This window comes from Chryseobacterium luquanense (genome assembly GCF_026460945.1).
GTDB lineage: Bacteria > Bacteroidota > Bacteroidia > Flavobacteriales > Weeksellaceae > Chryseobacterium > Chryseobacterium luquanense.
This window is the reverse complement of record NZ_JAOVZV010000008.1, coordinates 291,247-311,055: the sequence shown is the minus strand read 5'-3', so window position 1 is coordinate 311,055 and position 19,809 is coordinate 291,247. Positions and strand designations below refer to the sequence as shown.

The 19,809-nt window shown below is 31.7% G+C and carries 24 protein-coding genes; 18 read left to right on the top strand and 6 right to left on the bottom strand.

Going from position 1 to position 19,809, the window contains the following annotated elements; translation table 11 throughout:
* Window position 1: 1 nt before the first annotated feature.
* On the bottom strand, window positions 2–325 hold the full coding sequence (locus OEA66_RS09705) for a translation initiation factor (RefSeq protein ID WP_267281183.1): 324 nt from the start codon (window positions 323–325) through the stop codon (window positions 2–4).
* Window positions 326–517: 192 nt separating this feature from the next.
* Between OEA66_RS09705 and gpmI the strand changes: the two genes are divergently transcribed.
* The 5 genes from gpmI to OEA66_RS09680 all read left to right on the top strand — a co-directional run bounded on the left by gpmI (window position 518) and on the right by OEA66_RS09680 (window position 5,450).
* Entirely contained in the window at window positions 518–2,059 is a 1,542-nt protein-coding gene (gene gpmI / locus OEA66_RS09700) for a 2,3-bisphosphoglycerate-independent phosphoglycerate mutase (protein WP_267281182.1), read from the top strand.
* 148 nt (window positions 2,060–2,207) lie between these two features.
* Window positions 2,208–3,188, top strand: a complete 981-nt coding sequence (locus tag OEA66_RS09695) for an acyl-ACP desaturase (RefSeq protein ID WP_267266052.1) — start codon at window positions 2,208–2,210, stop codon at window positions 3,186–3,188.
* 98 nt (window positions 3,189–3,286) lie between these two features.
* The gene (locus tag OEA66_RS09690) at window positions 3,287–3,718 is read left to right on the top strand and encodes a BT0820 family HAD-type phosphatase (RefSeq protein WP_267266053.1); all 432 of its coding nucleotides are present in this window, start codon (window positions 3,287–3,289) and stop codon (window positions 3,716–3,718) included.
* A gap of 155 nt (window positions 3,719–3,873) precedes the next feature.
* Window positions 3,874–4,683, top strand: a complete 810-nt coding sequence (map, locus tag OEA66_RS09685) for a type I methionyl aminopeptidase (RefSeq protein WP_267281181.1) — start codon at window positions 3,874–3,876, stop codon at window positions 4,681–4,683.
* Window positions 4,683–5,450, top strand: coding sequence for a class I SAM-dependent methyltransferase (locus OEA66_RS09680; protein WP_267281180.1), 768 nt, complete (start codon window positions 4,683–4,685; stop codon window positions 5,448–5,450). Before map ends, OEA66_RS09680 begins: the two co-directional genes overlap by 1 nt.
* A 46-nt stretch (window positions 5,451–5,496) precedes the next feature.
* Here the strand turns inward: OEA66_RS09680 and OEA66_RS09675 are convergent, their stop codons facing one another.
* From OEA66_RS09675 to OEA66_RS09665, 3 genes are all read right to left on the bottom strand, one after another.
* Window positions 5,497–6,192, bottom strand: coding sequence for a T9SS type A sorting domain-containing protein (locus OEA66_RS09675; protein ID WP_267281179.1), 696 nt, complete (start codon window positions 6,190–6,192; stop codon window positions 5,497–5,499).
* Between the two features lie 75 nt (window positions 6,193–6,267).
* Window positions 6,268–6,594: a DMT family transporter gene (locus OEA66_RS09670; RefSeq protein ID WP_267281178.1), complete on the bottom strand. Its 327-nt coding sequence runs from the start codon at window positions 6,592–6,594 to the stop codon at window positions 6,268–6,270.
* Window positions 6,595–6,783: 189 nt separating this feature from the next.
* Window positions 6,784–7,347, bottom strand: coding sequence for a Crp/Fnr family transcriptional regulator (locus tag OEA66_RS09665; RefSeq protein WP_267281177.1), 564 nt, complete (start codon window positions 7,345–7,347; stop codon window positions 6,784–6,786).
* Between the two features lie 129 nt (window positions 7,348–7,476).
* On the opposite strand from OEA66_RS09665, the gene era reads away from it, so the two are divergent.
* Window positions 7,477–8,352 carry a GTPase Era gene (era, locus tag OEA66_RS09660; RefSeq protein WP_267266059.1) on the top strand — a complete coding sequence of 292 codons (876 nt, stop codon included), beginning with the start codon at window positions 7,477–7,479 and terminating at the stop codon, window positions 8,350–8,352.
* Window positions 8,353–8,419: 67 nt separating this feature from the next.
* Window positions 8,420–8,848: a DoxX family protein gene (locus tag OEA66_RS09655; protein ID WP_267281176.1), complete on the top strand. Its 429-nt coding sequence runs from the start codon at window positions 8,420–8,422 to the stop codon at window positions 8,846–8,848.
* 72 nt (window positions 8,849–8,920) lie between these two features.
* Here the strand turns inward: OEA66_RS09655 and fsa are convergent, their stop codons facing one another.
* Window positions 8,921–9,574 carry a fructose-6-phosphate aldolase gene (gene fsa / locus OEA66_RS09650; protein WP_267281175.1) on the bottom strand — a complete coding sequence of 218 codons (654 nt, stop codon included), beginning with the start codon at window positions 9,572–9,574 and terminating at the stop codon, window positions 8,921–8,923.
* A gap of 88 nt (window positions 9,575–9,662) precedes the next feature.
* Here fsa and OEA66_RS09645 point away from each other — a divergent pair, with 88 nt between their 5' ends.
* Window positions 9,663–10,052, top strand: coding sequence for a DUF1905 domain-containing protein (locus tag OEA66_RS09645; RefSeq protein WP_267281174.1), 390 nt, complete (start codon window positions 9,663–9,665; stop codon window positions 10,050–10,052).
* Window positions 10,053–10,223: 171 nt separating this feature from the next.
* Here OEA66_RS09645 and OEA66_RS09640 read toward each other — a convergent pair whose 3' ends face one another.
* Window positions 10,224–10,760 carry a tetratricopeptide repeat protein gene (locus OEA66_RS09640; RefSeq protein ID WP_267281173.1) on the bottom strand — a complete coding sequence of 179 codons (537 nt, stop codon included), beginning with the start codon at window positions 10,758–10,760 and terminating at the stop codon, window positions 10,224–10,226.
* A gap of 187 nt (window positions 10,761–10,947) precedes the next feature.
* On the opposite strand from OEA66_RS09640, the gene pepE reads away from it, so the two are divergent.
* The 10 genes from pepE (at window position 10,948) to OEA66_RS09590 (ending at window position 19,805) form a co-directional block, all read left to right on the top strand.
* Complete coding sequence (pepE, locus tag OEA66_RS09635; RefSeq protein ID WP_267281172.1) at window positions 10,948–11,640, top strand: dipeptidase PepE; 693 nt, start codon at window positions 10,948–10,950, stop codon at window positions 11,638–11,640.
* A gap of 2 nt (window positions 11,641–11,642) precedes the next feature.
* A complete protein-coding gene (locus tag OEA66_RS09630; protein WP_267281171.1) occupies window positions 11,643–12,521 on the top strand; it encodes a hypothetical protein in 879 nt (292 codons plus the stop codon).
* Window positions 12,522–12,568: 47 nt separating this feature from the next.
* Complete coding sequence (dacB, locus tag OEA66_RS09625; RefSeq protein WP_267281170.1) at window positions 12,569–13,939, top strand: D-alanyl-D-alanine carboxypeptidase/D-alanyl-D-alanine endopeptidase; 1,371 nt, start codon at window positions 12,569–12,571, stop codon at window positions 13,937–13,939.
* Window positions 13,940–13,945: 6 nt separating this feature from the next.
* Complete coding sequence (locus tag OEA66_RS09620; RefSeq protein WP_267281169.1) at window positions 13,946–15,100, top strand: sensor histidine kinase; 1,155 nt, start codon at window positions 13,946–13,948, stop codon at window positions 15,098–15,100.
* Between the two features lie 101 nt (window positions 15,101–15,201).
* The gene (locus OEA66_RS09615; RefSeq protein WP_267281168.1) at window positions 15,202–15,870 is read left to right on the top strand and encodes an ABC transporter ATP-binding protein; all 669 of its coding nucleotides are present in this window, start codon (window positions 15,202–15,204) and stop codon (window positions 15,868–15,870) included.
* A 188-nt stretch (window positions 15,871–16,058) separates the two neighbouring features.
* Window positions 16,059–16,631, top strand: a complete 573-nt coding sequence (locus OEA66_RS09610) for a murein L,D-transpeptidase catalytic domain-containing protein (protein ID WP_267281167.1) — start codon at window positions 16,059–16,061, stop codon at window positions 16,629–16,631.
* Window positions 16,632–16,667: 36 nt separating this feature from the next.
* The gene (gene radC / locus OEA66_RS09605) at window positions 16,668–17,345 is read left to right on the top strand and encodes a RadC family protein (RefSeq protein WP_267281166.1); all 678 of its coding nucleotides are present in this window, start codon (window positions 16,668–16,670) and stop codon (window positions 17,343–17,345) included.
* Window positions 17,342–18,250 (top strand): hypothetical protein, encoded by a 909-nt coding sequence (locus tag OEA66_RS09600; RefSeq protein WP_267281165.1) that lies wholly within the window; start codon window positions 17,342–17,344, stop codon window positions 18,248–18,250. The genes radC and OEA66_RS09600 overlap by 4 nt, the downstream gene beginning before the upstream one ends.
* A gap of 109 nt (window positions 18,251–18,359) precedes the next feature.
* Window positions 18,360–19,256, top strand: a complete 897-nt coding sequence (locus OEA66_RS09595) for a phytanoyl-CoA dioxygenase family protein (RefSeq protein ID WP_267281164.1) — start codon at window positions 18,360–18,362, stop codon at window positions 19,254–19,256.
* A 36-nt stretch (window positions 19,257–19,292) separates the two neighbouring features.
* Window positions 19,293–19,805 carry a DUF7935 family protein gene (locus tag OEA66_RS09590; protein WP_267266073.1) on the top strand — a complete coding sequence of 171 codons (513 nt, stop codon included), beginning with the start codon at window positions 19,293–19,295 and terminating at the stop codon, window positions 19,803–19,805.
* Window positions 19,806–19,809: the final 4 nt, after the last annotated feature.

The following is a 19,809-nucleotide window of genomic DNA, read 5'->3' as shown; positions in this document are numbered from 1 at the left end:
ATTATCCCCCGACTCTTTTCGTTTTATAACCCAAATCTTTCAGAATCGCCATGATTTTATCACGGTTATCTCCCTGAATGATAATTGTGTTATCTTTTTCAGAACCACCGATTCCCAAAGTGGTTTTTATTTTTTTTGAAATCTTTTTCAAATCTTCTTCACTGCCTTCCCAACCTTCTACAATCGTTACAGGTTTTCCGTTTCTGCCTTTCTTTTCAAATTTGCAAACCAAAGGTTCCTTCTGCTTAAATTCTTCTTCAGGCATCTGAAAATCCTGCTCTTCATGGGTTGGAAAAAGGTTTTTTAGTTGATCTCGTAAATCCATAAAACAAAATTAAAAATAATATTTCTAATTCCTGATAATTAAATTTCAATAGTAAATATCATTTTAAAAATTTGTAGGCTAGACTTACGATTTGCATTGATTTTGTTTAAACTTTTAAGTAAAATTTAAACCTTGAAAATTGTTCATATCGTTCAAAAATAGGTAACTTTGTTTGTTTAAAATCAAAATAAAATGTCTAAAAAAGCAATATTAGCAATACTTGACGGATGGGGTTTGGGAACAAATCCTAACGTTTCTGCATTAGATCAGGCAAATACACCATTCATAGATAGCTGTTATCAGAAATTTCCTCACACAACTTTAGAAGCAAGCGGTTTGGCGGTTGGTCTTCCGTTGGGACAGATGGGGAATTCTGAAGTGGGTCACATGAATTTGGGAGCAGGTAGAGTAGTGTATCAGAATTTGGTAAAGCTAAATATGGCCGTAGAAAATGGAACTCTAGGACATGAAAAAGTAATTCAGGAAGCTTTTGCTTATGCAAAACTCGAAAATAAAAATGTCCACTTTATCGGTTTGGTTTCCAACGGTGGAGTACATTCGCATATCAATCATTTAAAAGGATTATTGTCTGCTGCGAAAGATTTTGGCTTAAATGAAAATGTTTATGTTCATGCTTTTACAGACGGTAGAGATTGTGATCCGCATTCTGGTTTAGGATTTATTGAAGAACTTCAGAATCACATGAACGAGACAACGGGTGAATTAGCTTCTGTTACCGGAAGATATTTTGCAATGGATCGTGACAGAAGATGGGAACGTGTGAAATTGGCTTACGATGCAATGGTAGAAGGAGTTGGCTTGCAGACTACAAATGCTTTGGCTGCAATTAAAGCTTCTTATGACGAAAATATTACAGATGAATTCATCAAACCAATTATTTTAGTTAAAGAAACTCAGATTGGAAACATTGTTCCGGTTGGAAAAATAGTTGATAATGATGTTGTGATTTGTTTCAACTTCCGTACAGACAGGGGTCGTGAAATTACAGAAGTTCTTTGTCAGCACGATATGCCTGAATATTTTATGCGAAAGCTAAATCTTCATTATGTAACGTTGACGAATTATGATAAAACTTATCAAAATGTAAATGTTGTTTTTGATGAAGAAGTTTTAAAAGATACAATGGGTGAAGTTTTAGAAAGAAATGGGAAAACTCAGATTAGAATTGCTGAAACAGAGAAATATCCTCACGTTACATTCTTCTTTTCGGGAGGTCGTGAAGAGGAATTTCACGGCGAAAAAAGATTGCTTTGTCCGAGTCCGAAAGACGTTCCTACTTACGATTTGAAGCCTGAAATGTCTGCATATGAAATCACCAATTCAATTTTACCGGAATTGGAAAGCGAAACCGCTGATTTTATTTGTTTAAATTTTGCAAATACAGATATGGTTGGTCACACCGGAGTTTTTGAGGCTGCTGTAAAAGCCGCTGAAACAGTTGATAAATGCATCGAAAAAGTAGCAAATATGGCTTATGAACATGGTTATGCTGTTTTCATTTTGGCAGATCATGGAAATTCTGATGTAATGATTAATGCAGATGGGTCTCCCAACACGCAACATTCAACCAATTTGGTTCCTTTAATTGTGATGGATAAAGAAAAAAACTGGAATTTAAAGCCAGGAAAATTAGGAGATATGGCACCAACAATTTTATCAGTGATGGGTGTTGAAATTCCAGCAATTATGACAGGAGATATTTTAGTGAGCTAAATTGAGTAATAATACTGTAAAAATACCGTTACCATAGTAATAGCGGTATTTTTTATGATTTATGTCAGAAATAGTATGACTTACATATTATATTATGTCACAAATAACAAATAAAGCTTATCTTTGTAAATTATAAATTTGTTTTTTGATGTATAATGCTCTCGTAAGAAAAGAAGTAATGGGTATTTTGGAAAAGGAAGTAGGTTCTTTTCTCGATAAGTTTTTGACTCCAATTGAGAAAATTTGGCAGCCTTCAGATTATTTACCAGATCCTTCTAGCTCTGATTTTAAATATGACTTAGAAGAAATTCAGACTTTCGCTCAAGAAATGCCTTATGACCTTTTCGTAACGTTGATTGGCGACTGTATTACTGAGGAAGCTTTACCTTCTTATGAATCTTGGCTAATGAGCGTTGACGGCATTGATCAGGAAAAAAGTGGTCCGAGCTGGGCAAGCTGGATAAGATCGTGGACTGCCGAAGAAAACAGACACGGTGATTTACTTGGAAAATATCTGTATTTATGTGGTAGAGTAAACATGAGACAGATGGAAATTACCACCCAATATCTGATTAGTGATGGTTTTGACATCGGAACAAGCATGGATCCTTACAGAAACTTTATCTACACTAGTTTTCAGGAAACAGCAACTAACGTTTCACATAGAAGAGTAGGTACTTTAGCAAAACAAACCGGAAACGGTAAACTAGCAAAAATGTGCGGTGTAATTGCTGCTGATGAAGCAAGACATGCGAAAGCATATAAACATTTCGTGGCAAAAATTTTAGAATTGGATCCATCGGAAATGATTTTGGCATTTGAAGATATGATGCGTAAAAAAATTGTTATGCCGGCTCACATGATGAGACAGTCTGGTCAAAAAGCTGGTGAACTTTGGGGGCATTTTTCAGATGCAGCACAAAGATGCATGGTGTATACAGGTCAGGATTATATCAATATCATGAAAGATCTTCTGGATGAATGGAAGATTGAACATATTACAGGTCTTACTGAAAAAGCTGAAAAAGCACAGGAATACTTGATGAAACTTCCATCAAGATTACAGAAAATTACAGACAGAATTTCTACTCCGGATTTACAGTACGAATTCTCTTGGGTTAAAAAATAATTAGATTTTAACAATAAATTATAAAAAAGAGTGTCAAATGTTTTTCGACACTCTTTTTTATTTATTTAGTATCTTTGCCCAGCTAAAAACGCAACAAAATGTTAAATAATAAGAAAATTGCTGTCGATTTTGACGGAACTATCGTAGACGATGCATATCCGGCTATTGGAAAAGCTAAAATTTTCGCTTTCGAAACACTTAAAAAACTTCAGTCTCAAGGTTTTAGGTTGATACTTTGGACATACAGACACGGAAAAACTTTAGATGAAGCTGTAGAATTCTGCAGACAGAATGGTATTGAGTTCTACGCAATTAACTCAAGTTTTGAAGGAGAAGTTTTCGATTCTGAAGCACAGTCAAGAAAATTAGACGCGGATTGGTTTATTGACGACAGAAATCTTGGTGGCTTTCCGGGTTGGGGCGAAATCTACAACATCATCAACGAAAGAATTGAATTCCGAGTTGAAGGAAAAGAGGTTTTAGCTTATTCAAAACTAAAAAAAGAAAAGAAAAAAGGACTTTTTTGGTAATTTCAAGAGAAATTAAAAGTTAGATGTTAGAAATTAGTTTTAATATCGCTTTTAATAATTTTATCAAAAAGATAAGGGTGTTTAGAATTAAAAATTTATTCATTAAGTTGAAAATCTAATATCTAGCATCTAATATCTAACATCTATATTAAATAATGATTCAATTAAAAACGATAGACGAACTTCGTCTTATGAAAGAAAGTGCCCGATTGGTTTCCAGAACATTAGGAATGTTGGCAAAAGAAATCAAACCGGGAATTACTACTTTATATTTAGATAAATTAGCACACGATTTTATTAAAGATCATGGTGCTGAACCTGCATTTTTAGGATACGGAGGTTTCCCAAATTCTCTTTGCATTTCGCCAAACGAACAAGTTGTTCATGGTTTTCCAAATAATGAAGAAATTAAAGAAGGAGATGTACTTTCTGTTGATTGTGGTGCAATTCTTAACGGTTACGTTGGTGATCATGCTTATACTTTTGAAATTGGTGAAGTGAAACCTGAAACTAAAAAGTTATTAAAAGTTGCCAAAGAATCTCTTTACAAAGGAATTGAGCAATGCATCAGAGGAAAAAGAATTGGAGATATTTCCCATGCTATTCAACAACATTGTGAGAAAGAAGGTTATGGTGTGGTAAAAGAGCTTGTTGGTCATGGTTTAGGAAAGAAAATGCACGAAGATCCTCAAGTTCCGAATTACGGGAAACAAGGAAGCGGAAAAGTTATCAAAGACGGTTTGGCAATTGCTATTGAACCAATGATTAATTTAGGAACTGAAAAAGTAAAATTCCATAACGATGGTTGGACGGTTACAACACTTGATAATCAACCTTCTGCACATTTCGAACATGACGTTTGTGTGATTAACGGTAAACCGGTTTTGCTTTCAACATTTGATTATATTTACGAGGCTTTGGGAATTGTAAGTGATGAAGAAAAGCCATTTCAATTGGATTTTTAATGAAAAAGCTGACTAAGTTTTTATTAAATAAAATTCCACGTCCTATGCTGATTAAAATGAGCATTTGGGCGCGACCGTTGATTTACCAGTTCTTTAAAGGAGATCAGTTTTTCGATCCTATTGATGGTAGATCTTACAGAAAATTTCTTCCTTATGGATATGGAAAACAGAGAGAAAATGCATTATCTCCCGGAACTTTAAGTCTTGAGAGACACCGTCAAATGTATCTTTATCTTCAGAATGAAACCGATTTTTTCATTAAAAATTATAAAGTTTTACATATCGCTCCCGAACAGGAATTTTTGAGAAAGTTTAAAAGAATGAGTAATCTCAACTATATTTCGGCAGATTTATATTCACCGATTGTAGATGTAAAAGCTGATATTTTAAATTTACCTTTTGAAAATGAAAGTTTTGATATTATTTTCTGTAATCATGTTTTGGAACACATTCAGGATGATGCCAAAGCGATGAGTGAACTTTATCGTGTGATGAAACCCGGAGGTTGGGGGATTTTACAGGTTCCGATGAAAAACTCTTTGGAGAAAACTTATGAAGATTTCTCCATTACAGATCCAAAAGAACGCCAAAAACATTTTGGGCAATACGATCATGTTCGTTGGTACGGAATGGATTATTTTGACCGTCTAAAAACAGCTGGTTTTGAAGTTGAAGCGAACTTTTATTCCCAAGAATTTTCTGATGAAGAAATAAGAAAATATGGTTTAAGACAAAACGAGATTTTACCAATCGTTTTAAAGAAATAAAAATGGCTTCAAATTTTGAAGCCGTTTTTGTTTGTTAAGTTAGATTTTAATTCTTAATAAAAAATTCAGATTTAAAATTTTCAATATTTAAAAGATATTGACCTTTTTGAAAATTACTTACATCTACTTTTAATGTTTTTCCGGAAGATAAGGTTTCAAATAATAATTTTCCAGACAGATCATAAATTTTCACTTTTAAATTTTTCTCTAAATCTTCAACAATCAAAAAGTCGCTTGAAGGGTTAGGATAAACTTTAAATGTTTTCTTTAAGGCATTTTCTTTTGTACCTAGAAATGAATTGTTATAATATATTTTATCTCCTGTTGTGGCATTGGTAATGATAAGTGTTTTTAAATTGCTGTTGTTGATAATTTGATAATTGAAAATTGTGCCTGAGCTTGTGTTAATAAAAAAATCACAGTTTTTTTGATCATACGCTTGAGCTGCCGCTGCATTTGTACCATTATATACGGCTAGAGTGCAGCCACCACCTTGTCTTGTAAAGCTGTCTGTAAGCGTATTGAAAGTAATCATAGAACCCGCTGTATTAAAATAGGAAGAAACAAAATTAGTATTGCTGTTGAAATGTGAAGTACCAATTGAGACTTGCATTGTTGGACTAATGGTTGTTTGGTTATTAGTAACAATCTGTGAAATATACCAATTGTTGTTAAAAAGATCTGAATTCTGAGCAAAAATTAAATTGCTTGCCAATGTTAAAAAGAGTATAGTTTTTATCATAGTATTTTTATTTCAAAGATAGAAAATAAATACTCTACAAATAGTGATAAATGTTAAATTTATTAAAACAAACAATTAATGCGAAACGGCTTTCAAGCCAATCACAGAACCAATTAACGTACAGATGAAAAATATTCTCCAGAAACTTGCAGGGTCTTTAAATACTAAAATTCCAACCAATGCGGTTCCTACAGCACCAATTCCGGTCCATACTGCATAAGCCGTTCCTATAGGTAAAGTTTCTGTGGCTTTGATGAGTAAAAGCATTGAGATTGTTAAGCAAACTAAAAATCCTCCGAACCACCAATACATTTCGTTTCCGGTTGTTTCTTTTACTTTTCCGAGGCAAGATGCAAATGCAACCTCAAATAATCCTGCGATGATTAAAATAATCCAGTTCATTTTAAATAGTTTTATACTGCAAAATTGAGATTTTAAACTGTTTTAAAATTTTACAAATGTTAAAAAATGTAATCATTAGAAATAAATTTCATTTTGATAATTACAAAAGAACTCACGCAGATTTTGCTGATTAAACGGATTTTTTTATCTGCATAATTTGCAAAATCTGCGTGATAATAATTTAAAATGCTATTTGATCTCAGCACGGATTCTACTCAAACTTACCTGTGTAATTCCCAAATAAGAAGCAATATGACCAAGCTGAACTCTTTGAAGCAAATAGGGTTTTTCTTTGAGCAAATCTTTATATCGCTCCAAAGCTGTTTTATATTGTCTGGAAATAATCAATTCTTCTGTTTTTACAAGTTCACGCTCTGCAAATTTTCTTCCCCAATTGGCAATGTAAATATCTTCATTAAATAAATTTTTCAGCTTTGAAGTTTCCAAAACATAAAAATCGCAATCTTCCAGAAGTTCTATACTTTCGTAACCTGGCTTTTCATCTACATAACTTTTCATTGAAACTACCGGTTCTCCTTCTGTCCCGAACCAAAAAGTAATATCATTATTTTCGGTTGATGCATAAGCGCGAACAATTCCTTTTTTTAGAAAATAAATATAGGGAACAACTTTATTGGCTTCCATCAAACAAAAACCTTTTGGATGGCTAATTTCAGAAATATGTTGGGTTAAATTGAATTTAGACAATTCCGGAAGCGGAAAGATGGTATTGATGATCTGATCGATTTCCATGAGAAAGTCAGGATTAATTATTTTTCAAAAATAGACTTTTTTAAGCATCTAATTTTAGATATAGTCCAAAATCCAAATTTTGTTTTAGTAACTTTGCAAATCGTAATAAAAGCGATTTAAATTTTTTTTATGCATAAAGCAGGATTTGTAAATATCGTTGGAAAGCCAAATGCCGGAAAATCAACACTCTTAAATCAATTGATGGGAGAGAAGTTGGCTATTGTAACGCAGAAAGCTCAGACAACTAGACATAGAATTTTTGGAATTTATAATGAAGAAGACTTACAGATTGTATTTTCTGATACTCCTGGAGTTTTGGATCCGAAATACGGTTTGCAGGAAAAAATGATGGATTTTGTGAAGGATTCTTTACAGGATGCAGACGTTTTTCTTTTCATTGTAGATGTCACTGATAAAGCTGAACCATCTGAATTTTTGATTGATAAATTAAATAAAATTCCTGTTCCGGTTCTATTATTATTAAATAAAATTGACCAAACAAATCAGGAAGGTCTTGAAAAAATAGCAACAGAATGGCATGAAAGAATTCCTAAAGCTGAAATTCTTCCTATTTCTGCATTAAATGCTTTTAATCTGGATATTATTTTACCAAAATTAAAATCAATGCTTCCTGAAAGTCCGGCGTACTATGATAAAGATATGTACACTGATAAACCGGAGCGTTTCTTCGTAAATGAAGCAATCAGAGAGAAAATTCTTTTAAATTATGAAAAAGAAATTCCTTATTCAGTAGAAGTTGTGACAGAAATGTTCAAAGAAAAAGAAGGAATTATCTTTATTGATTCTATTATTTATGTAGAAAGAGATACTCAAAAAGGGATTATCATTGGTCATAAAGGTGAGGCAATAAAAAAAGTAGGAACTGAAGCAAGAATTGATTTGGAGAAATTCTTTGCTAAAAAAATCCATTTGAATCTTTTTGTAAAAGTGAAAAAGGACTGGAGAAAAAACGACAGAGATTTAAAGAATTTTGGGTACAGATAGACTAAAAAGTCAATATCCATCGTTGTAATAAAAGATTTTCATTATCTTTAGTTTAAATTTTCATACAATGAGCTACTTAAACACAAAAACTAATCCCATCATTTTAGATGTCGTTATATTTATTGTAAGATTGTTTGTAGGGTTTGCGATGATTTCTCACGGATTTCCAAAACTTCAGACGTTGATTAATGGTGGAGAAATACAGTTTTATGATTTTCTTGGGCTTGGTTCTACAGTTTCGCTGGTTTTAACGGTTTTTGCTGAATTTGTCTGTTCTATCTTTATTATTTTAGGATTATTCACAAGAGTTGCAGCAGGATTTTTACTGTTTACAATGATCATTGCAGGATTTGTAGTTCATGGAGCAGATCCGTTTGACAAAAGAGAATTGAGTTTATTATATCTTTCGATATATTTAATAATCATTTCTGTAGGTGCAGGAAAATTTTCTGTAGATCATATGATCGAAAAACGAAGAAGAGCTTCAGATTGGTAAAACAACATAATATAAAAAAATCCCGAAACAAATTATTGTTCCGGGATTTTTTATGCTTTAAACTTAAATAAATTAAGCTAATTTTTGAGAATCTGTAACAAACTGTGCCAATCCGCTATCTGTTAAAGGGTGTTTCAACAAACTCAAGATTGGAGGAAGCGGTGAAGTAATTACATCTGCACCAATTTTTGCACAATCAATGATATGCATTGAGTGACGGATTGAAGCTGCCAAAATTTCTGTTTCGTACATATAATTATCAAAAATCAATCTGATTTCCTGAATTAAATTTAAACCATCAGTTGTGATATCATCCAATCTTCCCAAGAACGGAGAAACATAAGTTGCACCCGCTTTTGCAGCTAAAAGAGCTTGTCCAGGAGAGAAAATCAAAGTACAGTTGGTTCTGATTCCTTTATCTGAAAAATATTTCAACGCTTTGATACCGTCTTTAATCATTGGGATTTTCACCACAATATTTGGGTGAATTGCAGCCAATTCATCACCTTCTTTGATCATTTCTTCGTAAGTTGTAGAAAGTACTTCAGCAGAAATATCTCCATCAACGATTTCGCAGATTGCTTTGTAGTGATTTTTAATTGCTTCAGAACCCTGAATTCCTTCTTTTGCCATTAATGATGGGTTGGTTGTTACACCATCCAAAATTCCAAGGTCTTTAGCTTCTTTAATTTGCTCTAAATTAGCAGTGTCGATAAAAAATTTCATTTTTTCTTAAATTATTATAGATTTCACAAAGATAGGCAATCCATTTTGAGTGCAAAATTATTTTGAAGAGTTACCAAATTCTTAATTAATGAACGCAAATTTACAATCAAATATTAACTTTGAAATTATGAAAAATCAATTTACAACCAAACTGGAAATCATCGGAATCAATCCATTTGTTTTTATTCCTAAGGAAATTTTAGAGAAAATATTTAAAACTTCAGGAAAAAATAAAAGTCCGATTCCTGTGAAAGGAACTGTAAATGGAAAAGAATTTAAGCAAAACTTAATGAAATATCTTGGAGAATGGAGGTTGTATATTAATTTAACCATGCTGAAAGATTCTCCGAAAAGAATTGGTGAACTTCTTGAAATTTCTATCGAATTTGATGATTCTGACCGAACAATTTCAATTCACCCAGGTTTAGATAAGGCAATAAAAGAAAATTCTGTTGCTCTTAAAAACTTTGAAAACTAACTCCATCAAGAAAAATAGAGTTGATTCGCTACATTAATAATTTAAAAACTGAAGCAAGTATTCAAAGAAATATTGAGAAGATTATTCGGCATTTAAATGGTGAAACAAATTTTTTTGGAAAAAATATCAATTAAAAAACCGAAGAAAATAAATTCCTCGGTTTTATTTATATTAAGAATTCAGAGTCTGACTTAATTTTACAGCATCCTGATTACTCGGATCATACTGTAAAGATTTTGCAATATGCTCTTTTGCTTTATCTGGACTATCTTTTTGTTCGTTAAAGGCAATAAAGAAATAGGCATAAGCTAAATTCTTTTTACTCGCCTCAACTTCTTCAGGCTTTACTGTTGCAATATATTTTTCGTAAGCAAGTTTGGCGTTCTCATTATCTTTTGCAGATTGATATGAATAAGCCTGGCTGTAATACGATGGAGCCCAATCTGGCAATTGTACAGATAATTTTTTCCATGTAGCAATTGCGTTTTGCCAATCTGTAGCATCCTGATAAGCTGTTGCCAATTTAGCAAGTGATTCTACATCTTTAGGATTGGTTTCAATTTGTTTTTTAAGTCCTTCAATCGTAGGATTTGTCTGTGTTTGAGTCGTTGTGACAGGTTCTGCAGTTTGTGCAAAGACAACACCCGTACTTCCTAACATGATTAAACCTACAAATAATTGTTTGATATTAATTTTAACCGTTTTCATATTCTTTATTTTAAAATTACTATTGCTAATGTAGGAGTTACAGATTTATTTTTCTGCGATTCTTTTAGAGCCTTTAAGTTTTTTTGGAGTTTTTTAACGGTTTTAATGTGATTTTTAGCGAATTTTTTGATTTATATATGCTTTGAGTTTATCTTTGTTTTACATAATAATTCTATATTTTCATTTTATGAACGTAATATTAGCATCAACTTCCACACTTTTCGGCGGAGAATATCTTGAATATTTAAAAGACGAATTAATTGAATTATATAAAGGAATCGATGAAATTATTTTCATTCCTTTCGCAAGACCCGGCGGGATTTCTCACGATGATTATACAGCAAAAGCAAAATCTTTTTTTGAAACAATAAATATTAAAGTAAAAGGTTTACATGAATTTGAAGATAAAACCGAAGCTCTAAATTCAGCAAAAGGATATTTTACAGGTGGTGGAAACACTTTTTTGCTGGTTAAAACGTTACATGAAGAAAATCTGATGTCCGTTTTAAAGCAAAACGTAGAAAGCGGAAAAGCTTATTTAGGCTGTAGTGCAGGAAGCAATATCGGCGGACAAAATATGAAAACAACGAATGATATGCCGATTGTTTATCCCCCAAGTTTTGATTGCATGGGATTGGTTCCGTTTAATATCAATCCGCATTATTTAGATCCGAATCCTGAATTGAAACATAATGGAGAAACCAGAGAAACCCGAATTAAAGAATTTTTAACACAGAATGATATCAAAGTTGTCGGACTTCGTGAAGGAAACTGGATTCGCAGAATTGGTGACAAAATTACTGTTGAAGGAAATGAGCTGACCAGAATTTTTGAGAAAGGAAAAGAGCCTTACGAAATTGAATCGGGAACAGAATTTTAATCATGATGGAATCTTCTAAAGACGAAATAGATCAATTTGTTGAAAGTAATTTATCAAACTTTTCGATAAACGGTTCAGGGTGGCATTCGTTAATTCGGGATATGCTGTATGAATTTTGTATTGCTGGCTGGAATTTAGATGAAAAAGTATTTGGAAAAGAAAAATTTGGAGGATTACGTTGCTACATTTCATCTCCTGATGAAGCTTTAAATAAAAAGATTCAGGAAATTAAAAGTAAATACATAAGACTCTCAGGGAAAACTTGTGAGAAATGCGGAAAGGAAGGAAAAGGTAGATGTGTAAATTCTTGGGAAACAACCCTATGCTTTGAGCATTATTTAGAAACGATTAATATTCTTGAAATTGATAATGATGATGTGAAAATTAATGACAAATATATTTTTAATATTGATGAAATTAGTAGAATTGAGATTCAGAATTCTTACGGCCAAATGACATTGTATATTTCATCAACGTTTACGAATAATGAAAAAACTTTCCAATTTTCCCGTTGGGAACCAAATTTTTATTTGTTATTAAATTCAATTCCTCAGCATCTTTTTTCAAATAAAGATAAGACATACATTAAGTCAATGTTTGAAAATTTAAAAAATTGTGAAATTTGCGGATATAAATCAGTTTTTGAAAATCGTTGTTTAAGATGCCGTAAAGAATCATGGAATAGTTCCCTTTTAGAATATTATGAAAACAAATTAGAATATTTAAAAGAAATTCAGATGGATATTTTTATCGATGAAGATGATAACGAAAAAGTTCGTCAGCTTGACAAATCATTTGAAAAACTTCCTGATCATAAATTTCTCTTTAATGATGAAGAACTCGAAAAATACAAGAAAGAATTACAAGAAATGGATTTATAAATAAAAATGCAATAATTTAAAATTATATTTGAATAAACATTTCTTTCATGAAAAAACCGTTTGCCTTAATAGTATTTTCCACACAAATTATTTTTGCTCAGAATATAGCTCAAAAATTAGATGATGTCACAAAAAATCTGATGAATTCTTCATTGGCAGTTTCATCAAATTTATCTTTCTATGTCTCAGATGAAAGTGGAAACCTGGTTTATGAATTTCAGGGAAATAAAGGACTTTCGACAGCATCAACTCAGAAAATTTTTACTGCAGCAGCAGCGTTGGAAACTTTAGGTAAAAATTATACTTACAAAACAACTTCATCGTATTCAGGAAATATTTCTAACGGAAATTTAAACGGAAATCTGTTTATAACATCCAACGGTGACCCAACTTTAGGAAGTTGGCGTTATGAAGGTTACAAACCTGAAAATTTCAGACAAAAACTGATTGAAGCCGTAAAAAAATCAGGGATTACAAAAATTTCTGGTGATTTAGTGATTGATGATTCATATTTTGACCATCAGACGATTCCCGGAGGTTGGCCATGGGATGATTTGGGAAATTATTACGGAGCCGGAGTTTGGGGAGTCAATTGGCGTGAAAACCAGTTTGATATCAACATGAGCGGAAGTGATATTAAAAGTTTTTCCTATCCTTTGGAGGGCGTAAAATGGTTAAATGATGTAAAAGTCGCAGGAAGTTCAGACCAAAGTTTGATTTTTACGGCACCACATTCTGACGTTGCTTTAATCAATGGAACTTTACCCGCTAAAACAGTTACTGTTTCTGGCTCTGTACCAAATCCGCCTTTGCAATTGGGTATTGAGGTTCAAAAATGGCTAAAAGAATCAGGAATTGAAATTTCAGGAAAAGTTGTTACCAATTCTCAGTTGGAAATTGAGGACAAAAAAACTTTGGAGGCTCCCAAAACCAATATCATTCTTACTTATGAATCGCCGACTTTAGATAAAATCGTTTATTGGTTTCTAAGAAAATCTGTGAATTTGTACGGAGAAAATTTAATTAAAACTTTAGGAAAAGAGAAAAAAGGAAATCCAAATTTTAAAAGCGGAATTTCTTATCTAAATGAATTTTGGAAATCAAAAGGAATTAATCCCAATATGATTAATTTTGCTGATGGAAGCGGACTTTCACCACAAAATTATGTTTCAGCAAAAGCAGAAGTTCAGGCTTTAATTTATGCTAAAAAACAAATCTGGTACGATTCTTACTATGATGGATTTCCAACTCAGGATAACGGGATGAAAATGAAAAGCGGAACGATGCGCGATACAAAATCCTATGCAGGTTATCACACTTCCAAAGATGGAAAAAAATATGTTTATGCAATCATCATCAATAATTATCAGGGAAGCGGAAGCACCGAGCTTCAGAAAATTTTAAATGTTTTAAAATAATTCAGATTGAAAAAAAGATCCATTTTTGCCAGATTCAACAACTGGTTTATTTTTTCTTTGATGACATTGGTTGTTGTATCCATCGTTATTACTTCTACCTTGGTGGTAAATTATTTGAAGAAAGATGAAGTAAAGCAAGTTGACATTTTGGTTAAAGCTCTGAAATTTCAACAGGATGTTACACCAAGTTTAGAAGTTCAGGAATTACTTCTTGCCATTTACAGCTCAAATACGACAATTCCGATGATTATTTTAGATAAAAATGATCAGATTATTGAGTACAAACATCTGTCGCAAGAAATTGGAGATGATTCTCAAAATATAGTCGCCGAAGCCAAGATAATGGAGAAAAAATATCCCGCAATTGAAATAAAAGTTCAGGGCGGAAATGATCAGTTTGTGTATTATGACAATTCAAGAATGTTGAATAATCTTCAATATTTTCCTTTTCTCCTCGGATTTTTTGTTTTGTGCTATTTCTTATTTTCATTTTGGTTTTTAAGAACTGTTAAAAAAACTGATGAAGGTTATCTTTGGGCTGGTTTGGCAAAAGAAACAGCGCATCAAATCGGAACTCCATTATCGTCAATGATGGGTTGGATGGAAATTATGAAGTTAGAAAACCCTGATTCTGATGGCGTAATTGAAATTGAAAAAGATATTGAAAGACTTAGAACTATCTCAGAACGATTCTCAAAAATAGGTTCGGTTCCGGAGTTGAATGATACGAATTTCAATGAAACTATTAAAGAAAATTACGATTATCTGAAAACGAGAATTTCTAGAAAAATCGATTTTACACTTTTGCTTCCAACCTATAATATATTGGTTCCACACAATAAAATTCTGATGAGCTGGGTGATAGAAAATCTTGTTAAAAATGCAGTTGATGCCATGAAAGGTCAAGGTATTTTACAAATGTCGGTTTTCGAGCGCAATAAAAATATTTTGGTGGAAGTAAAAGATAATGGAAGCGGAATGACAAAATATCAAGCTCAAAATGCTTTTAAACCAGGATATTCAACTAAAAAACGAGGTTGGGGATTAGGTTTAAGTTTAGCAAAAAGAGTAGTACAGGAATATCATAACGGAGATATTAAAATTTCTCAAACAGAAGTAGGAAAAGGTACAACTTTTAGAATTTTAATTAAAAAAGCATAAATAATTATTATTAAAAAATTGATAATTGAAACTTAGATCATTCATTCTAAAACCTCTTTTTAAAACCTTAAAACAAAAGAAAAAAACACTATTTTTGAAACATGATTAGAGCGAGTAATATCCATAAATCTTATGGAGATCTGGAAGTATTGAAAGGAGTTGATATTCACATTAAAACTGGGGAAGTTGTTTCTATTGTAGGAGAATCCGGAGCCGGAAAATCTACACTTCTTCAGATTTTGGGAACTTTAGATACTCCATCAAATCCTCAAAAATACGATACGGAGATTTTTTTGAACGACCAGCCTTTTATTTACATGAGCGATAAACAGATTTCAAAATTCAGAAATCAGAATATTGGTTTTGTGTTTCAGTTTCATCAGTTGCTTCCTGAGTTTACCGCTTTAGAAAACGTTTTACTGCCAACAAAAATTGCAGGAGCCAACGAAAAAGAAACTTTAGAAAAAGCATATCATCTGTTTGAAGATTTAAAAATTGCTGAAAGAATTCATCATAAACCCAATCAATTATCGGGTGGTGAGGCGCAAAGAGTTGCGGTTGCAAGAGCCTTAATCAATTCTCCCAAGATTATTTATGCAGATGAACCGACAGGTAATTTAGACTCAAAAAACGCAGATGATCTTCACCGGTTATTTTTTGATTTGAGAGATAAATACAATCAGACTTTTGTAATTGTGACGCACAATCCTCAGTTGGCAGAAATTACCGACCGTAAGTTGGTCATGAAAGACGGATTAATCATCGAATAATATTATATTAATATATTTTTACCGCAAAAGATTCAAAAGAAATGATTGAAAAATGGCTGTTCAAAAGTTTATAAAATATAGAAAAAAAGTTCACAATCGTTTTGTTAGCTTTTGAATAAATTAATCGAATAAAAATCTTTTGAATCTTTTGCGGTAAAAAAATGTTCTAAGAATAACTTTAAACAAATATGAAATCTTTACTTTTTGCATTCCTTTTATTAATTTCCTGCAGTCAGTCAAAAGCTCAGGAAAATATTGATGTCTTGCCAAAAGAGAAAATTTCTGAGTTGAGAGATTATATTAAAAATAAAGAGTATAATCAAGATTTTGCAATTTTTATTAATTTTAAAGTTCATTCCGGGAAATACCGGTATTTTGTTTATGACTTAAAAAACAACAAAATTGTTCAAAAAGCAATTGTTTCCCACGGTTCAGGATCTGTAATTCCGAAATCAAATCAGCTTAAATTTTCCAATGTTGAAGGCTCTTATCAATCTTCTTTAGGAAAATATGAAATCAAGCAAAGTTATGTTGGTCAATTTGGCAAAGCTTATCGTTTGAAAGGTTTGGATTCAACAAATGACAATGCGATGCAGCGTGCCATTGTTCTGCATTCTTTTGGCTGTGTTTCAGATCAGGAATCTCAAGATTTAGCGTGTTTAAGTTTAGGTTGTCCTATGCTTTCTACAAAAGCTTTTAATCAAACAGCAAAGTTTTTAGACCAATCAAAAAAGAGCATCATTTTATATGCTTTTTATTAACTTAAATCTATAACCAGAAACCTTTAAACTAAATTCATGTCTATAAAATTTTTGGCAGAAGACGACAGACCGAGAGAAAAGTTTTTACTGAAAGGTAAAAATTCGTTATCCGATTCTGAACTTTTGGCAATCATTATGGGAAGTGGAAGCAGAGATGAAACCGCTGTTGAATTGGCAAGAAAAATATTAGCTTCGGTTGATAACAATTGGCATCAGTTGAGTTTATTGACGGTGAAAGATTTAATTAAATTTAAAGGAGTTGGTGAAGTAAAAGCTATTTCAATTGCAACAGCTTTGGAAATCGGAAGAAGAAGAGCAGCTCAGGAAATCCCTGAAAAACCTCAAATTTCGAGCAGTAAAGACGCCTATAATGTCTTAAAACTGCATTTATCTGATCTAAGAACAGAAGAATTTTGGGCACTTTTTCTGAATCAAAGCAATAAAGTAATTCACATTGCCCAACTTACTCAAGGCGGAATCAATCAGTCGATTGTAGACATCAGAATACTTTTCAAAACAGCTTTAGAGCATTTTTCAACAGGAATTATTATTTCGCACAATCATCCGTCAGGAAATTTAAAACCAAGCGCAGAAGATATTAGCATAACCAAAAAAGTGAAAGAAGCAGGAAATTTGATGAATATTCAGCTTTTGGATCATTTAATTATTACCCAAAATTCATATCTGAGTTTTGCAGACGAAGGATTATTATGATTAGAAGATTAAAATATAATGAAATTGATTTTGAAAAATATTCTCAATGCCTTGAAAGTTCTATACAACGAAAATATTCTGCAACAAAACGATTTTTAGATATTAGTTCTGATAAAAAATGGGAATTGCTCGTTTATAAAGATTATGAAGCAGTAATGCCGGTTCCGTATGTTTATAAATCTGGTGTAAAAATAGTTCACAATCCTATGCTTTGTCAGCAATTAGGCGTTTTTTCAAAGGAAGACAATATTGAACTTAATGAATTGTTTTTAAGTTTTTTAGAGAAAAAATATCTCATCAGAATTTATACTTTTAATGAATTTAATCAGTTTAAAACTTCATTAAAATCTAAAAACAACTTTCTGATTTTCCCTGACCAGTACGAAAAGGTTTACTCAAAATATTCTCCAAAAAGAAAGAGAAAACTCAGATTAGACGAACATGTTTTGAGTAACTCTGAAATTAAAGAAATCAATTTTAATCAAGCTGAAAGCTTTATTAGAGGTAATTTATTGGGTGCTGATAAAGAAGAAGATACAGAATTGTTTGTTTTAATTTTTAAAAATATGTTTGAAGCAGGCTGTTTGAAGTTCTCTGCTTTTTATCTTAATAAAAGAATTATCAACATTATTGTGACTTATTTTGATGATTTTACGGTGGCACTTTTAGGAACATTTAATGATAAAGAATCGGTTAAATTATCAGGAGCTTCTGTCTTGATAGACAATTGTATAAAAGAAAATATCCAGACTAAAATTTTCGATTTTGAAGGAAGTGATCTTCCTAATGTTGAAGAATTTTTCAGAGGTTTCAGACCTGAGCTTCGGCCTTATCATATGATAGATTATTCCAAGAAAGATATTCTCAAAAAATGGTTAAGCTTGAAGTTTATCATGAAACGATAATTTAACCACGCTCTTTAGATTAGTTCTAAATATATTTCATAAATTTATACAAGTATTTTACAAACTAATAGCAATGCTAAAGAAGATTCGCAATTATAAATTGCCTTACATGATTTATAATTTTTTCAATAGAAAAAAATTACAGCATAATATCCCACTTTATAAAAAATACGGACTCGATAAATCTTATTTCTCAAGCATTTCAAGCAAAGATTTTGCTCATTTACCAGAAAATGAGAGAACGTTTGATAAAGAAAAACTTTTTAATACCGAATTTTATAAGAATCTTTCAGAGGAAAATAAAATGAGTGCTGAAAGTTTTGACGATCAGGGTTTTTTAGTTTTGAGAAATTATTTGAAACCTGAAACCGCAGATCAGATCAATAATGAAATTGAAAAATTAATGAAAGATGGGACGATAAAATTCCGTTACGGTGGAAAATTAATGTTCGTTATTCATCATTCAGAAATCATTAAAAATATTGGAAACGATAAGAATTTACTTGAATTTTTATCTGTTTTAATTGATGGAAATGCTAAATTATTCCAAAGTATCAATTTCATCAACGGAAGTCAGCAAAAAACACATTCTGACAGTATTCATATGACGACTTATCCTTTAGGCGGACTTCTAGGAGTTTGGATTGCTTTGGAAGATGTGGATGAAACAAATGGTGCTTTGCATTATATTCCGGGGAGTCATAAACTGCCATATTTCCTGAACTCTGATTATGATAATGAAGGAACGGCTTTTAAAATCGGTAAAAAAAGCTATTTAGCTTATGAAGAATTCCTTGAGAATAAAGTGAAAGAATTAGGTTTTAAAAAAGAAGTTTTCCGAGCTAAAAAAGGAGATCTTTTGATTTGGCATGCCAATATTCTTCATGGTGGAGAACCACATTTAGACAAAACCAAAACCCGAAAAAGTCTTGTTTATCATTATTTTGATGACAAAAGTATATGTTATCACGAAGTAACTCAAAGACCTGCATTATTTGAGCTGTAAATTCAGAAAATATCATTAATTTTGCTTCCTCAAATTATGACAGATTTTTTAGACTATTTACCTTATGCAGCCGCATTAGTTATTGCAATACCGTTTTTGGTTTTGCTGAGACAATTTGTATATACTTACATCAACTTAAAAAATCAGGAGATTAAATTACTTTCTGTAAAATCAAATTCTGAAAATAAAACCCATTCTTATGAAAGAATGACCCTTTTTTTAGAAAGAATAAAACCTTCCAATCTTATTTTAAAATTTGATAAAGATCTTGCCGCTCATGAATTTGTATTTCTGACTGAAAAAACAATTACCGAAGAATTTGAATATAATGCTTCTCAACAGCTTTATTTAACAAAAAATTCATGGCAGAATATTGTAGATTCTAAAAATGCAATCATAGATTTGCTTCACAAAACATACGAAAGTCTTAATAATAATCCGAATCTTAACGAATATAAAACCGTTTTCATTATGAATTACATGAATGATAATGATTATATAGGTGCCACCATCGAAGATTTAAGGAGAGAAATTTTAATAATAGCTTAATTAA

Bases quoted from the DNA above. Each gene is read 5' to 3' on its own strand.
- OEA66_RS09705 (WP_267281183.1), bottom strand. From the start codon at position 325: ATGGATTTACGAGATCAACTAAAAAACCTTTTTCCAACCCATGAAGAG.
- gpmI (WP_267281182.1), top strand. From the start codon at position 518: ATGTCTAAAAAAGCAATATTAGCAATACTTGACGGATGGGGTTTGGGA.
- OEA66_RS09695 (WP_267266052.1), top strand. From the start codon at position 2,208: ATGTATAATGCTCTCGTAAGAAAAGAAGTAATGGGTATTTTGGAAAAG.
- OEA66_RS09690 (WP_267266053.1), top strand. From the start codon at position 3,287: ATGTTAAATAATAAGAAAATTGCTGTCGATTTTGACGGAACTATCGTA.
- map (WP_267281181.1), top strand. From the start codon at position 3,874: ATGATTCAATTAAAAACGATAGACGAACTTCGTCTTATGAAAGAAAGT.
- OEA66_RS09680 (WP_267281180.1), top strand. From the start codon at position 4,683: ATGAAAAAGCTGACTAAGTTTTTATTAAATAAAATTCCACGTCCTATG.
- OEA66_RS09675 (WP_267281179.1), bottom strand. From the start codon at position 6,192: ATGATAAAAACTATACTCTTTTTAACATTGGCAAGCAATTTAATTTTT.
- OEA66_RS09670 (WP_267281178.1), bottom strand. From the start codon at position 6,594: ATGAACTGGATTATTTTAATCATCGCAGGATTATTTGAGGTTGCATTT.
- OEA66_RS09665 (WP_267281177.1), bottom strand. From the start codon at position 7,347: ATGGAAATCGATCAGATCATCAATACCATCTTTCCGCTTCCGGAATTG.
- era (WP_267266059.1), top strand. From the start codon at position 7,477: ATGCATAAAGCAGGATTTGTAAATATCGTTGGAAAGCCAAATGCCGGA.
- OEA66_RS09655 (WP_267281176.1), top strand. From the start codon at position 8,420: ATGAGCTACTTAAACACAAAAACTAATCCCATCATTTTAGATGTCGTT.
- fsa (WP_267281175.1), bottom strand. From the start codon at position 9,574: ATGAAATTTTTTATCGACACTGCTAATTTAGAGCAAATTAAAGAAGCT.
- OEA66_RS09645 (WP_267281174.1), top strand. From the start codon at position 9,663: ATGAACGCAAATTTACAATCAAATATTAACTTTGAAATTATGAAAAAT.
- OEA66_RS09640 (WP_267281173.1), bottom strand. From the start codon at position 10,760: ATGAAAACGGTTAAAATTAATATCAAACAATTATTTGTAGGTTTAATC.
- pepE (WP_267281172.1), top strand. From the start codon at position 10,948: ATGAACGTAATATTAGCATCAACTTCCACACTTTTCGGCGGAGAATAT.
- OEA66_RS09630 (WP_267281171.1), top strand. From the start codon at position 11,643: ATGATGGAATCTTCTAAAGACGAAATAGATCAATTTGTTGAAAGTAAT.
- dacB (WP_267281170.1), top strand. From the start codon at position 12,569: ATGAAAAAACCGTTTGCCTTAATAGTATTTTCCACACAAATTATTTTT.
- OEA66_RS09615 (WP_267281168.1), top strand. From the start codon at position 15,202: ATGATTAGAGCGAGTAATATCCATAAATCTTATGGAGATCTGGAAGTA.
- OEA66_RS09610 (WP_267281167.1), top strand. From the start codon at position 16,059: ATGAAATCTTTACTTTTTGCATTCCTTTTATTAATTTCCTGCAGTCAG.
- radC (WP_267281166.1), top strand. From the start codon at position 16,668: ATGTCTATAAAATTTTTGGCAGAAGACGACAGACCGAGAGAAAAGTTT.
- OEA66_RS09600 (WP_267281165.1), top strand. From the start codon at position 17,342: ATGATTAGAAGATTAAAATATAATGAAATTGATTTTGAAAAATATTCT.
- OEA66_RS09595 (WP_267281164.1), top strand. From the start codon at position 18,360: ATGATTTATAATTTTTTCAATAGAAAAAAATTACAGCATAATATCCCA.
- OEA66_RS09590 (WP_267266073.1), top strand. From the start codon at position 19,293: ATGACAGATTTTTTAGACTATTTACCTTATGCAGCCGCATTAGTTATT.